The following is a 14,646-nucleotide window of genomic DNA, read 5'->3' as shown; positions in this document are numbered from 1 at the left end:
CATTTAAAAAGAATGTGACAGTATTGTCTGATAACGCAGTAAAGGATAGAATGTCTGATTTTTCATCTTGGGGTACGGCACCAGATTTAAGTTTTAAGCCTGATGTTTCAGCACCAGGTGGTCAAATTTATTCTACTGTAAATGACAATAAGTATGAAACAATGAGTGGTACTTCAATGGCAGCACCTCACGCATCAGGTTCTGCAGCACTTGTTTTACAGTCATTAAAGAAGAATAATCCAAATCTCTCAGGAAGAGAACTTGTAGAGAGGGCTAAAATTCTTCTTTCAAACTCTGCAGAACAACTAATGGATACAAATAATCTTCCATATTCTCCAAGAAAACAAGGAGCAGGTCTAATAAAGACAGATAAAGCAATAAATGCAAAGGCATATGTTGTAAATGAGGATGGAAGACCAAATGTTGCGTTAAGGGATTTTACAGAGAATAAAGAATTTAAAATTAAGATCAAAAATATGTCAAATGAGGATATGACATTTAAGCTTTCCAATCCTTTTGGTGTTTTAAGTAATAGCTTGCTTTACGGTTTATATATAAATATTAAAGAAGCAAAGATAGATGGGGCAAATGTAGAATTTGATAAAAATGAGGTTACAGTTGGTGCAAATGAAGAGGCTGAGGTAAGTGTTGTTTTAAATATAGATGAAAATGTACCTCAAAATATCTTCTTAGAGGGATTTATAAAGATTGAGGAACTTGAAAATAAGACACCTTCTATGACAGTTCCATTTATAGGTTTCTATGGTAAGTGGGACGAAGTTAGAGTACTTGATGCACCAATATGGGATGAACAAACATATTATGGAGTTACTTGTTTGACAGATGAGTTTGGTTATTATTTAGGATATGCAGGCTTTGATTATAATTTATTATTACCAAAGATTCTTCCAGATATGATTTCTATATCACCAAATGCAGACGGTTTATTTGATAATGTTCAACCTAATTTAACTTTCTTAAGAAATGCTAAGGAATTTAAGGTAGAATTGATAGATGAAACTAGAAATGTCTTAAGAGAGTTATCATACGATATAAACATAAGAAAGAATCTTGGAACTCAATATACACCTGCATATATGAACCCAAATTGGTTGTGGGATGGAATGTTATATGATATGTTCGGTACACCACAAGTTGCAAGTGAAGGACAGTATTATCTAAGATTTAAATCTAAGGTTGACTATACTGGAGCAAAGTGGCAGGAAGTAGAAATGCCTGTTAAAGTTGACCTAACTGTACCTGAAGTTAAGGTAAATGCAACTAAGAGGGAAGGCAATGTATTTAATTTTGATTTCACAGGTAGTAAAGATAATGTTGGAATATATGGTTATATAGTATTTAGGGATTAGATGATGCAAATCCAGAGTTTATAATTGGTGAAGATTTAAATAAGGATATATATATTCCACAGGGAATAAGTGAGGTAGCTGTTGCAGCACTAGATTTTGCAGGAAATATGGGAGTTAAGATTGTAGAACTTGATAATAAGTTTATAACAATTAAAAAACCGATAGAAACTAAGTTTGAACCATTATTAGGATATGAAGTAACAAATACTTTAACACCATTTGAATTTGAAATAAGTCCATCAGCAAAATATTTCTTAAGTAATATATTAATGACCTTAGATAAAGCAGGAAATAATGACAGGATAGAAAGGGAAGTTGCTGGTAATACAATTGATTTATCTAATGATAATTTAGAGGATGCACAGTACTCACTAAGTGTAATGTTAATGGATAAAGAAAATAAGTGCTTTGCCTCAGTAGGACAAAAATTTGTTTTAGATACAACTTCACCAGAAATAAATGGTTTAGAAAACAAGGTTGTTGAAAAATCTTCAAGAAAGTACAATTTGAATTTTATAGTTCAGGATAATTTAACTGGATATACATTATATATAAATGATGATATTGTAGACGTTAATGCATCTAAAAACTTAAATGGTGCAGTTAAAGAATATACGATACCAGTAGATGTTAAGTTAGGTACAAATAAATTTGAAATTAAGGCAGTAGATTTTGCGGGAAATGAAACAATTAAAAAAGTAGAGATAAATATTAAAAAGATTGAAGAATTTAATGTTTTTGTAGAGCCAATAAATATAGTTTATAATAAGAAGATAGCAAAGATAAATGGTAAAATTGAAACAAACAAATCCTTTGAAGATATGATAATATTAGTTAAACACAATTTAATCAAAGAAGATGGCTCAGTAGATGAAATAGAAGATGGAAGATTTAATGTAAATAATGATGGTACGTTTGATATTGAGGTTTCATCTGATAGCTTTAAAGAACAACAATACAACTATATAATTGTAAAGGATGATGAAATATTATTTGAAGGAAGCTTTAATGTGAGTTTCTTCCCTGTAGAAGTTTTAAGTCCAATACAACTTGTTACAAATAATAAGCAGTTTGATTTAAGGTTTATTGTTTCAGATGAATATGATTATGATAAAGTTGAAGTTACGCTTAATAATGAAGTTGTAAAGGTTCTTCAAAGAAAGGATATAAATGGAGAAGTTGAATGTACAGTTACAGATTTAGATAAGGGCAACAATATTGTAGGAATTAATGTAGTAAAAGAGAATAGTAGTTGGGGAGTGGGAATAGTAAACGTATATGTTGATCAAGACTTCCCAACTGTAGTAGTATATGACCAGTATGGAAATAATCTTTCAGACACTCCTTTCTACAATGAAAATATCATAAAAGTATTTGGTTTATGTAATGAAGAAGTGAAGAATCTTAAGATTAATGGTGATTTTGTTGAGGTTAGTGAAGGTGCATTTGAAAAAGAAATTGCATTAAAGGAAGGTTTAAATAGAATTTTCTTTGAAATTGAGGATATAGCAGGAAATATAAATAAATATGTTTACAAAGTGTACTGCGATACAGAATCACCAAGTATTCAAGTATTAAATTTTGAAAAGGATACTATAGTAGTTAATGATGATAGTGTTGAGTTAAAGTTTAAGGTACAAGATAATACACTTGGTTATAGAGTATATATAAATACAAACCAAGTATATACAGAGGAAAACGAAGTTGCAACAGGTGTAGAAAAGGAATATAGCTACGAAATGAAACTAAATCAGGGATTAAACGTTGTAAGACTTGATGTTGTTGATTATGCAGGAAATACCTCAAGTAAAGTACTTAATATTTACTGTAAAATAAATTATCCAATTTCAATTGATAACTATGTTAAATTTGATAGAACTTCAGATAGTGACCTTAAAGTAGAATTATATATACCAGATGATTATGATAAACAGATTAAACAGGTTACTTTAAAAGATGATATAGTTGTAGATAAAACAAATTATAATTTAGAGGATAATAATTTGTGTATAAAATCTGAATATTTAAAGACTTTAGAAAGAGGAAACTATGAAGTTAAAGTACAGTTTGTAAATAATGACATATTATCTTTTGTTTTAAATGTTTTTGATTTAAGAAATGAAAATACTAACATTAAGAATGTATTCGTAAATGGAGAAGAACTAAATGTAAACGAAGAAGGAGAATATATTGTTGAAGCAGAATATGGAAAACAGTATATAATAACAGCTGTAGCAGAAGATAGCAATGCAGTGGTTGAAGTGACACAAGCTTCTTCTATACCTGGAGTTGCAAAGATAAAGGTAACAGCAGAGGACGGAACAGTAAAAATTTATGAAGTTAAGATAGTTTACCCAATTGAACTTACAGCAAATAATGAAGTTGAATATATATCTGGTAGTGATGCTAAGATATCCATTAATGCTAAGAATGTGACTTCACAAGATAGAACAGCAACATTGATAGTTGGATTGTATGATAAGAATAATAAGCTTGTTAACTGTATATCTGGAAAATATATAATAAAATCAAACGATGCAGTAGAAATGCAAGCAAAATTAAAACTTGATAAAAATACAAAGGGCTATAAGATCAAAGCATTTGTATGGGATCAAATGGATACAATGAAGTCAATATCAAAGGGTTATGAGTTTATTATTAAGTAAAATCAAAATTGCAAAACCCAGGAATTAATCCTGGGTTTTGCATAAATTATTAAAAAGTGGTATAATTTAAATAGTTAAAATATTAAATAAAGGGGGATTAATATGAATAAAAAGAAAATAATTGCATCTTCTTTAGTTGTAGCCCTTTTGATGGGATACATACCGCGTTTTTCGTTTGCGTCAGAGTCAATAGGAAAGAATTACAGGTACTATGGAGATAATAGGTATTTAACTTCAGTTGAAATATCTAAAAATGGATTTAAAAGTGCCGATACTGTAATTATAGCAAGTGGAGAAAATTACCCTGATGCATTGTGTGCCGCACCTCTTGCGAAGAAATTTAATGCACCAATTTTGTTGGTTTCGAAAAATAGCATTACTAATGAGGTGCTACAGGAAATACAAAGAATAGGTGCTAAGAATGTATTTATTGTTGGTGGTAAAGATGTAGTTTCAGACGATGTGAAGTCAAAAATACAATCATTAAATATAAACGTTATGAGAGTATCAGGAAAAGATAGATATGAAACTTCATATGAGGTTGCAAAACTTGTAAATTCTGATAAAGTTGTATTAGCAAGTGGAGAAGATTTCCCAGATGCACTTTCAGTTGCACCAATAGCTGCAAGAATGGGTTGGCCAATTTTACTTACACAAAAGACAATTTGCCACAAAAAGTTAAACAGTATATAGATGAAAATAATTTTTCTAAAGTTTATGTAATTGGTGGAAATAAGGTTATTTTCGATTCAGTTAAAGATTCCATAAATAATTCTGAAAGAATTGCTGGTAATGATAGATTTAGAACAAATATAGAGATAGCTAAATATTTTGCAAATGTAATTGATTATGGTAGAGTTTATATAGCAATAGGAAAAGGTAGAATAGGGAATGAGTTTGCCGATGCACTATCAGCTAGTGCACTTGCTGCACAAACTAATTCATTTGTTTTTCTAACAGAGAAGGATGTTATAAGAGATATAACTTTAAAGCATCTTGAAGAAAATATGTTAAGTTCAACAATAACTATTGCTATTGGTGGTAAAAATGCAATTTCAGAGGAAGTATTAAATAAAGCAACGTTAAAATTTTCAGATATAAAGGAGAATAAGACTATTTCAAGTAGTGATGTTAATATTAGAATTTCAGGAGATAATGTTTCTTTAGTAGATACTATGGCAAATAAGAATCTATTTGTTGATGCTAATAAAGTATTACTTAAAAATGTAGTAGTAAAAGGTATATTATATGTAAACCCAGGAAAGGATGGCGAGACTACTTTAGATGGAGTAAAAGCAAATAGAATAGTTATTCTATCTGGTGGTCAAAATAGTATTTATTTTAAAAATGTTGAGGCTGATAGATTAGAAGTTAAAAGTAATGAAAAAGTCAGAGTTGTTTCATTAGGAAATACAAGTATAAAACAAACAGCTGTTGATTCAAGTGTAAAATTAGAAGTTCAAGAAGGTTCTTTTGGTGCTGTAAATGTTAAATCAAAGGAAGTTGAACTCAAAGGTTTGTTTGATAGGCCTGTTGTTTTAATGTCTTCAACAAAAATAGTTGCAGATGAAGCACAAAAACTTAATTTGAATATAAAGACAGATGAAAAAGTAGAGATTAAAGGTAATATAGATGAAATTATAATAGACAGCAAAGGTGAAGTTAAATTAAGTGGAAATATAAAAAATATTTATGTTAATGAGGAATCAAAATTAGATTTAGAAAGTGCTAAGGTAGAATCGATTAAGACTGATAAAAAAGTTGAAGTTAATGTTGATAAAAATTCAAAGATTAATAAAACAGAAGGTCAAGGTAAGGTAGATCTAAAAGGAGAAGGAGTAAATAATTCAAGCAATGATAATAATACTACAGGAGGAAGCAGTGGTGGAAATACAGGAGGAAGTAGTGGTGGAAGTACAGGACAGACATATCAACTAATTGCAACAAAACAAACTGAAAAATTGACAGTAGTAGTATCAAAGAAAGGAAATAATTACAAGATAAAGGTTATATCACCACAAAAACAAATAGTTACAATGAGAATAGAAGACTCAAAAGGAAATATTCAATATATTGATCAAATTGATGATTTAGAAGGAAGCAGAGAGATAGAAACTAGTTTAGATGAAGGAAATTACACATTATATATAAGAGGAACATTAACAGAAATAATTATAATTAATTTTTAATGTTAAGCCCTCACCGTTTAGGTGGGGGTTTATTATGTATAAATTTGTCGAAATTTATAAATTTACTAAGAATTTTAGTTATTGTATAATTTTATATAGATACTAAAAAAGGAGGAAAACTATGAATAGGAAAGCTTCAAAAGTAATATGTTCTGCTATTATAACATTTACAATGTTATTGGGTTCATCAGGTGTAAAGGCAAACTCTAACGATTTTAAATTTACAATTCAAGAAGTAGTAAGACTAAGTGGACAGGATAGGTTTCAAACAGCAGTAAAAGTGTCTCAACAAGGATGGAAAAATGGCTCTGAAGTTGTTATTTTATCAAGAGGAGATGATTTCCCAGATGCACTATGTGCATCAACATTGTCTAAGAAATATGATGCACCTATATTATTAACTCAAAAAATAAGATAAATGAGGATACACTAAATGAAATAAAAAGATTAAAAGCAAAGAAAGTAATAATTACAGGAAGAGAAGGTGCAATAGATAAATATGTAGATTCTCAATTACTATCTTTAGGAATTGAGATTCAAAGAATAGGTGGAGAGGATAGATACTCTACATCTGTTGAAATAGCAAAGGTTGTAGGTGTTAAAAATGAGGTTGCATTAGCTACAGGATTAAATTATGCCGATGCACTTTCATTTGCAAGTATAGCTGCAAATAAAAATATTCCTATACTACTTGTTAATAATAATAATATACCTCAAGAAGTATTAAAATTCTTAGATGAAACAAATCCTAAGAAGATTTATGTTATAGGTGGACAAGCAGTTATATCAGATAACGCTATTAAGGATTTAAAGAATGTAGAGAGGATTTCAGGGAAAGACAGATACTCAACTAACACAGAAATTATGAAATATTTCTCTGCAGATATTAAAAAGATGTTATTTTTACATCAATAGGCGGGCCTGGAGAAAAAGATTTTGCAGACGCATTAACAGCTTCAGCATATGCTGGTAAGTTACAATTTTTGTTGCAATAAATACAAAAGAAGGAAATACTATTGTTCAAGATAGCGTTAAAAATACTATCAAACCATCAACAAAAATATATGCAGTTGGTGGAGAAAAGGTATTAACTCAAAAGGCAATTGATGGGTTAAAAGTATCAGCTATTGAAGATTTGGGTGAAAATTCAACTATAGGTAATTTAAATAGAAGAGAAAATATAAAAATAATATTTTAATTAAGCATCAAAATTCTAAAGTTACTAATTTAGATATAAGTGGAAATGTTTATATTGATGGTGATAAGGTAGAATTAAGGGATTTAAAGGTAGATGGAGATATATATATTGACCCAGGAAATGATGGTATTACTCATTTAATTAATGTAGAGGCTAAAAATATAAAAATATTATCTGGTGCTAAAGAAAGTATACATATAGTCAATGTTAAGGCCGATAATGTAGAAGTAGAAGCTAAAGAGGGTGTTAGATTAGTTTCTGAAGGAACAACATCTGTTGCTAAAACAACTGTAAAGACTAATGCAATAGTTGAAGCTAAAGAAGGAAGTTTAGGACAAGTTGAAATACAAAAGTCTACATCAGAAAATAAACAGGTAGAACTTAGAGGTAAAATAGATACTGTTATAGTAAAAGAAGAAGTAGAACTAAAATCAACGGGTGAAGTTAATAATTTAAAAGTTCAAAATGAGGATGCTAATATAAAAATAGATGGTAATTTTACAAATATTGAAGTTGAAAATAAGGCTAAAATAGAAATTAATAATAATGCTAAAATAGAAAATATTGTGTTGAAGGCTTCAACTGAGCTTATAGCAGATAAAGAAGCTAATATTAAAACTCTAACTTTAACAACAAAGCAAAATGGTGATAAAGTTATAATAAAAGCTAATGTAGACAAGTTGATAGTAGAAAATAAAGTAGAGAAGTTAGAAATAAAGGAAGGTAGTTATATAAAGGAACTAGAGGCTAAGGAAAATGTTAATTTAAATAAAGAAAATAATGTAAAAATAGAACAGCTTAATGCAGTTGAGGGTGTTAAAGTAATACAAATTGATAACACAAATAATATAAATAATGGTGAAAACATTATTATAAACAATGAAAATAATAGTACACCATCGAATATTGGTGGTAATGTTATTCAAAAAGAACAGTTGTTGAAGTAGAAGAAATAGCTGATATTGAAATCCCAGAAGAAATTGACGATAGCTGTTTAATACTACCTAATTATGTTAATATAAAATTGAGTGATGGAAGTTATAGTAGAGTTAAGATTAAAAATTGGTTAAACAGCAGTCAAAGTTCATCAGACAGCTTAGAATATCTTGGAGAACTAGATTTAAGTCCAATAAATAACGTAGAGCCAACAACTATAAGAGCTAAAGTCAATGTTATAAAAAAGGTATTGAAAATTTTGATATGTATTACAAGCAAATAGAAAATGAATTTAATTTTAATGAAATTATATTTAATAATAATAATTGGAACAGAATTGAGGAAAATAATGAACCCAATATAAATGGTAAAATAGCAGTTTTGATATTAGACAAAAATAATAGAGTTGTAGCAGGATTTATATATATAAAAGATAACATAGAAATTTCAACAGGTTTTTAGGAGATGAATCAAGACAAACAATTATTGAAGGTAATATAATAATTAATGTAGAAGAAGGAAAGGAAGTAAAATTAAACAATTTATTAATAATTGGGGATGTAGTTGTAGATGGTGGAGGAGATTTAACTTTATATAAAACAAATATTGAAGGTGATTTAGTAATAAATGATATAGCAACAAATACATTGGATATTAAAAATGCAAAAATAACAAATATAAAAATGAAAGATAAAAATGGTGGTAGAATAAAAATAGAAAATACATCGGTAGGAGAATTAGCAACTGAAAAAAATAGTGATGCAATAATAGAATTTAATAACAATTCAAAAGTTGATAATTTATATGTAAAATCTCAAAAATTAAAGATAAAGGGTAAATTTGATAATTTAGTTGAACAGTTAAACTTTATAGAAAGAGACGATGGAGTAAATCTAAACGAAATTGTTTTAGAAGATGGCAGTAATAAAACAATTAAAGATATTAGAAATTTGGTAAATACACAAGAAAAAATGTTCGAGAAACTTGAAATGATAAATGAAATATATACACCACTAAATGGGGTAGAGGATTATAACCAATGGATTGAAAATGGGAAAAGATTCAAGGTACTTCTTGAAGATGCAGGTGAATTAGGTTATCTAGATCTTCGAGAATTTAATAATTATGATGAAGTTGAAAAAGTTATTATTGCAAATACAATAAGAGCAGCTAAATGGGGTAATTTTGCAGGTAAATTTAATGGAATGGATGATATTCAGAAAGCGTTGAATGATGCGTTAAACGGAATGTATGTAGAAAGAGAATGTAGAAAACTTCAGGGTTGGGGTGGTAATTTAATATATGAAGGAGAAATACCATTTACAACTATACCTCAATCTGTAGAAGTTGGTGCTGATATTACAGAATATGTATTAAAATTAAAAGAGGGTAAATCATTTAGTGATGATGTAATAATAAAGCCAATTAATAATGCTGATATTCCTAAAGATGAAAATGAATTTGTTCAAGTATTTAAAGAAAGAGTATATTTATTAAAGAAGACAAAGGATGAAATTATTAATAATGTACCTATAGATATTCAAACTTCAAAAGGGGGATCATATACTGGAATAAACGTTAAATTAGAAAATGGTTTAACATTAGATGGCGAGGCCTATGTAAAAAGAGTTGACATAAATACAAAAGATAATTCAATTTTAGATTGTAATATAATGACTGTGAATGCAAAAGCTATAGAGGTTGAAGTTTATAAGTTAGATGATACTTTAAAGTTATCTGAAAAGGTAGAAGAATTTAAAGATATAAATGTGGTAGATAATGTAGCTAAGTTAGAATTAAAGAATCTTGAAGTAGGAACAGATTATGCAATAAAAATAAAAGTAAAAGATATCAATGATAAAAATTCAGAATATATTAAAAGATTTACTTGTAAAGCTAAATTAATGCCTAAGTTATATATTAATGATGAGAATAAAATTGTTATTGACAGTAGTAATGCAGTGTATCATCATTTTTCATTTTTAAAAACTAAACGTATACCAGTAACTTTAAAAGATGAAAATACACAAGAAGAGATAATACTCAATGATGGTAAAGAGGTTGTATTAAGCAAGTTATTTGATCCAGAAGGAAATGAAGTGGTAAATAGAATTGAATTTGGAATAGGTAAGGATGGTTCTGATAGATTAACTGATATTTATATTGGGATAAATAATCCTGAAAATTCGCCAGAGGGTATATATAAGTTGCAATTACGAATTGTAGATAGATATGGTAATGTAGATGACATATTTGAACCTATATATGTAGAGTTTATTAAACAAAATAGTATATTTGATTTTGTAGAAAAGTTCAAATATTTTAGTGAAGACATAAAAATAGCTTTTGATTCACTTGAAGATGAGGATAAAAATGAGTGTATATCAATATTTATGAATTTAAGTGAAGAAGAACAAAAGAAGATAAATTTAAGGAAATTTTAGATAAATATATGCCATTGAATGACGAAATTATGTTATGGAGTTTTATAGATGAAAATGGAACATACGTTATTCAAAAGGAAGATGAAAGAACAATAATGTATAAGGTAGTAGAGGATGATATAGACTTAAGAGGTATACAAATAGATGAATATTGGAGTGAAGTAAATGAAAGAGAAGAAATAGAAGGTGTGAAGTGGGGAGATAAGGTAGCGATAGTAGCATTAGATGAAGAAGGAAAGGTAGTAGCAGGAAGAGTAGATAGAGTACATATGGGAGAAATATGGACAGGAGAAGTACAAAAGACAGAAACAGGATATAAAGCAAACATAGAAGGAGCAAATATAGAATTACCAGAAGGATATAGCTATAAGTATATCTTAATAGACCAATTAGAAAACCAAGTAGATGGAAGATGGATATGGGACAGATATGTAGATAAAAAGGTACCAGAAGGAGCACAGGATTTTAAAAAGGAGATAGAATTTAACAAGCCACAAACAATGGTAGTTATGGTAGTAGATAAGGATGGAAAAGTAAGGGATGTAAATGAGGTATTATTAAACTATATAAGAGTAGAAATAGATATGAATAAGGGAACGTTTATTATAAAAGAAGCAGCAGAACTACCAGAAGGATATAGCTATGGATATTACGGATACAATGAAGGAGAAGAATGGTGGCAAGAGGAAGGAAGTATATTTAAAGGTAAGATAATAAAAGTAGGAGAAGAAGTATCAGCAGAAGAGAAAGAAGTTGTAGTAGTATGTATAATAAAAGATGGTAAGTTAGTAAGAAATGTTACAGGAATTTTTACAAAGAAAAATTATAATAACTATTAAGTTATCAAAAAGCTACTATTAAATATGATAATGAAAAATATTTACCAGTAAATGTATTTAATGATTATGCATATGTAGACTTAACAAAAATGCCTGATGATAGTAAATTTGATAGTATAAATATTCGTTTTGATGAGAATGTGATGAATGTAGAATACACTATAAAGACAAAAGATGGTGCTTTATCAAAAAGTTTGAAAAACAAATTATAGATGGGGAACTTTCTGTTGAATTAGAAGACTTATACTATAAGTTAAATGACATGAATTTAGGAGAAATAAGAAATCTTATTGATTGGGCAAATTACTTACCTATAAAAATTGAAGGTTTAGTAAAATATTCTGATGGTCACGAAAGAAAAATATATATGGAACTTTTATTTTAGAGGATGTCTTAATCATCCTCTTTTTTAAATATAAAATTATGTTATAATTAAAAGGAATGGAGGTGTTGATTTTGACGAAATATAGTCTGAAACAGAGAATAATATCAATTTTTATTCTATTCTTTATTGTTTTTCAGTTAAATGTTTTTGCAGCAGGACAAATAGATGAAGTAAAGGATATTATTAAAAATTATTATGTGGAAAATGTGGATGATTCTAAATTAAATGTAAATACTGTAGATGACTTATTTAAAAACATAGGTGACCCCTATAGTACCTATTTTACAAGCGACGATTTTGAAAGCTTTGTAGACTCAATAAATCAAAGTTATGTCGGAATTGGTGTATCGGTAGAAAAATGTGAAGAAGGAGTATTAATTACAGGTGTTTTTGACAATTCCTCTGCAAAACAGGCTGGTGTTTTACCAGGAGATATAATAATTGAAGTCAATTCAGTATCTATTTCAAATAAGTCCCTTGAAGAGGCAATATTATTAATACGTGGCGAAGAGGGAACGTTTGTAAATTTAAAAGTTAAAAGGGGTAGTGAAACTTTAAATTTTTATTTAAAGAGAACTAAAATAGAAATAGCAACAGCTAAAGGTCAACTAATCGATGGACATATTGGATATATCAGTTTGACTTCCTTTGGCGAAAATACAAATGCTGAATTTTTAAATGAATATAACAGCTTAAAATCAAAGGTGCAGATATTTTTATTTTAGATATTAGAAACAATGGTGGAGGTTTTTATATACAGCAATCGAAATATTGTCTAATTTTATTGGAGGTAATACTTGTTTAATATTAAAGGACAAGTATGATACTGAAACAAAGATAAGAAGTGATGTAGTACCAAGCAAATTAATAAATGATAGATTTATTTTATTAACAAATGAAAATTCAACAAGTGCATCGGAAATTTTAGCAGCAGCTCTAAAGGACTATAATAAAGCATTAATTATAGGTAAAAAACCTATGGTAAGGGAACAGCCCAGAGCTTTTTGAGTTATCTAACGGTGATGTTGTAAAACTTACAACACAAAAATTTTATTCACCCTATGGTAACGAAATAAACAAAGTAGGTGTTTTACCACATATAAATATAGAAGAAGATATAGATAAAGTAGCAATGCAACTTACTGCAAAGGAACCAGGTTTGGATAAAACATATTATATGAAATTGGTGATTAATAATAACAACTATTATGTCAACTTAAAAGAAGAAGTATATTTTAATAAATTGATCAATTCTGTTAATAATTGTGATATATATATTGGGGTAAAAGATAAATGGATTAAAAAAGACTTGAATTATTATAAGAAATTGGACAATCCTTTTATAGAAATAAAAAGGATATAAATGACCAACTTGTTGAGTTGCAAAAGAAGGAAATGGAACAAAATAAAAAGGAAGAAGTAAAAAATAGTGCAAGTACAAATACAAATAAAACTCAGCAAACCAAGATTGTATCTAAAAAATATGGTTATGTGACTATTTCCAGATTAAATTTCAGACAACGTCCTACTACAAAAAGTAGAGTACTATTTGTTCTTCCAAGAAATACAAAGGTTGAAATTTTAGAAAGTCAAAATGGCTGGTATAAGATAAAATATAATAATAAAATAGCCTATGTTTATGCAAAATATATACGAATATCTAAATGATAAAGATAAAGTTAAGTTCCATCTTATTTTTTAAAAAGATGGAACTTAACTTTTATGGATAGATTAAGTTAACATATTTAGACTTTAATTCGAATTGCACCTCATTTGCAAGAAAAGTTTCTCCGTCTAAATTTACAGCAAATAAATCTTCAGACTCTATTTTTACCTTTTTACCTCTATAAAAGCTAACTTCTTTAAAATCTTTGTGATGCCCCTTAATATATTTATTCAAAAGAAAGGGGATTTTTAGTTTGTTCATTCTTTTGATATGGCAAATATCAAATTTGCCATCAAATATATCAGATTCTGGTGCTGGCATTATTCCACCACCATAATATTTTCCGTTAGATATTATGGTTAAAAGAGTTTCGGATTCAAAACTCATATCATCAATTTGAATCTTTAAAGAAGTATTTTTATATTTAATTAATGTATTTGCAAGCTGAAGTAGATAGCTTGTTTTACCACCAAATATCTTTTTACCTCTTTGAACTTTATGAGCTATTTCAGCATCTAAACCCACACTTGCAATGTTTATGAAGTGTTTATTTAAGCATTTTCCTACATCACATTTTTTATAATCTCCTTTAACTAATAGTTCTATAATTTTATTAATATCCATTGTTTTATATATTGTTCTTGCAAAATCATTCCCTGTGCCGCAGGGTAATACCCCAAGGGCAGTATTTGTATCTACAATACCATTTAGTACCTCGTTTAGAGTACCGTCTCCACCTACAGCAATAATCTTTTCAAACTTTGCAGCATTTTTATTTGCAATCTCTACTGCGTTCTCAGGATAACTTGTAAATTCCAATGCATAATTTACACCTATTTTATTACATATATTTTTTATATTTTCTACTGCCTTAAGAGCTCGTCCATTTCCAGCCTTAGGGTTAACAATAAAAAGCATAGTATCCCACCTTTAAATTATATAGTTAAACAGAA

The 14,646-nt window shown here is 28.4% G+C and carries 18 protein-coding genes; 17 read left to right on the top strand and 1 reads right to left on the bottom strand.

The features are described from left to right. Positions 1 to 14: 14 nt before the first annotated feature. The 17 genes from PL321_RS05315 (at position 15) to PL321_RS05240 (ending at position 13,695) form a co-directional block, all read left to right on the top strand. Positions 15 to 1,370, top strand: coding sequence for a S8 family serine peptidase (locus PL321_RS05315; RefSeq protein WP_337961089.1), 1,356 nt, complete (start codon positions 15 to 17; stop codon positions 1,368 to 1,370). Between the two features lie 107 nt (positions 1,371 to 1,477). Further along, on the top strand, positions 1,478 to 4,036 hold the full coding sequence (locus tag PL321_RS05310; RefSeq protein ID WP_273963740.1) for a hypothetical protein: 2,559 nt from the start codon (positions 1,478 to 1,480) through the stop codon (positions 4,034 to 4,036). A 102-nt stretch (positions 4,037 to 4,138) separates the two neighbouring features. Further along, positions 4,139 to 4,729, top strand: a complete 591-nt coding sequence (locus PL321_RS05305) for a cell wall-binding repeat-containing protein (protein ID WP_273963739.1) — start codon at positions 4,139 to 4,141, stop codon at positions 4,727 to 4,729. Continuing rightward, positions 4,702 to 6,225 (top strand): cell wall-binding repeat-containing protein, encoded by a 1,524-nt coding sequence (locus PL321_RS05300; protein ID WP_273963738.1) that lies wholly within the window; start codon positions 4,702 to 4,704, stop codon positions 6,223 to 6,225. Before PL321_RS05305 ends, PL321_RS05300 begins: the two co-directional genes overlap by 28 nt. Positions 6,226 to 6,346: 121 nt before the next feature. Continuing rightward, positions 6,347 to 6,643, top strand: coding sequence for a cell wall-binding repeat-containing protein (locus PL321_RS05295; protein ID WP_273963737.1), 297 nt, complete (start codon positions 6,347 to 6,349; stop codon positions 6,641 to 6,643). Continuing rightward, complete coding sequence (locus PL321_RS21005) at positions 6,619 to 7,140, top strand: cell wall-binding repeat-containing protein (RefSeq protein WP_443110746.1); 522 nt, start codon at positions 6,619 to 6,621, stop codon at positions 7,138 to 7,140. Before PL321_RS05295 ends, PL321_RS21005 begins: the two co-directional genes overlap by 25 nt. Positions 7,141 to 7,989: 849 nt before the next feature. Continuing rightward, complete coding sequence (locus tag PL321_RS05290) at positions 7,990 to 8,370, top strand: hypothetical protein (RefSeq protein WP_273963736.1); 381 nt, start codon at positions 7,990 to 7,992, stop codon at positions 8,368 to 8,370. A 77-nt stretch (positions 8,371 to 8,447) separates the two neighbouring features. Next, entirely contained in the window at positions 8,448 to 8,642 is a 195-nt protein-coding gene (locus tag PL321_RS05285; RefSeq protein ID WP_273963735.1) for a hypothetical protein, read from the top strand. Continuing rightward, the gene (locus PL321_RS05280) at positions 8,624 to 8,821 is read left to right on the top strand and encodes a hypothetical protein (RefSeq protein ID WP_273963734.1); all 198 of its coding nucleotides are present in this window, start codon (positions 8,624 to 8,626) and stop codon (positions 8,819 to 8,821) included. Before PL321_RS05285 ends, PL321_RS05280 begins: the two co-directional genes overlap by 19 nt. A gap of 185 nt (positions 8,822 to 9,006) precedes the next feature. Then, positions 9,007 to 10,803, top strand: a complete 1,797-nt coding sequence (locus tag PL321_RS05275; RefSeq protein WP_273963733.1) for a hypothetical protein — start codon at positions 9,007 to 9,009, stop codon at positions 10,801 to 10,803. A 14-nt stretch (positions 10,804 to 10,817) separates the two neighbouring features. Then, positions 10,818 to 11,642, top strand: coding sequence for a hypothetical protein (locus PL321_RS05270; protein ID WP_273963732.1), 825 nt, complete (start codon positions 10,818 to 10,820; stop codon positions 11,640 to 11,642). Between the two features lie 89 nt (positions 11,643 to 11,731). Then, positions 11,732 to 11,854, top strand: coding sequence for a hypothetical protein (locus tag PL321_RS05265; RefSeq protein ID WP_273963731.1), 123 nt, complete (start codon positions 11,732 to 11,734; stop codon positions 11,852 to 11,854). A gap of 50 nt (positions 11,855 to 11,904) precedes the next feature. Continuing rightward, the gene (locus PL321_RS05260) at positions 11,905 to 12,027 is read left to right on the top strand and encodes a hypothetical protein (protein ID WP_273963730.1); all 123 of its coding nucleotides are present in this window, start codon (positions 11,905 to 11,907) and stop codon (positions 12,025 to 12,027) included. 71 nt (positions 12,028 to 12,098) lie between these two features. Next, positions 12,099 to 12,752 (top strand): S41 family peptidase, encoded by a 654-nt coding sequence (locus tag PL321_RS05255; RefSeq protein ID WP_273963729.1) that lies wholly within the window; start codon positions 12,099 to 12,101, stop codon positions 12,750 to 12,752. A 37-nt stretch (positions 12,753 to 12,789) separates the two neighbouring features. Then, complete coding sequence (locus tag PL321_RS05250; RefSeq protein ID WP_273964419.1) at positions 12,790 to 13,035, top strand: S41 family peptidase; 246 nt, start codon at positions 12,790 to 12,792, stop codon at positions 13,033 to 13,035. Between the two features lie 124 nt (positions 13,036 to 13,159). Next, complete coding sequence (locus PL321_RS05245; RefSeq protein WP_273963728.1) at positions 13,160 to 13,390, top strand: hypothetical protein; 231 nt, start codon at positions 13,160 to 13,162, stop codon at positions 13,388 to 13,390. A gap of 32 nt (positions 13,391 to 13,422) precedes the next feature. After that, positions 13,423 to 13,695, top strand: coding sequence for an SH3 domain-containing protein (locus PL321_RS05240; protein WP_273963727.1), 273 nt, complete (start codon positions 13,423 to 13,425; stop codon positions 13,693 to 13,695). A 52-nt stretch (positions 13,696 to 13,747) separates the two neighbouring features. Here PL321_RS05240 and PL321_RS05235 read toward each other — a convergent pair whose 3' ends face one another. Further along, entirely contained in the window at positions 13,748 to 14,611 is an 864-nt protein-coding gene (locus tag PL321_RS05235) for a diacylglycerol/lipid kinase family protein (protein WP_273963726.1), read from the bottom strand. Positions 14,612 to 14,646 lie beyond the last annotated feature (35 nt).

The organism is Caloramator sp. mosi_1 (assembly GCF_028622835.1).
GTDB lineage: Bacteria > Bacillota > Clostridia > Clostridiales > Caloramatoraceae > Thermobrachium.
Note: the sequence above shows the minus strand (reverse complement) of the source record. Positions and strands in the feature narration are given on the sequence as shown.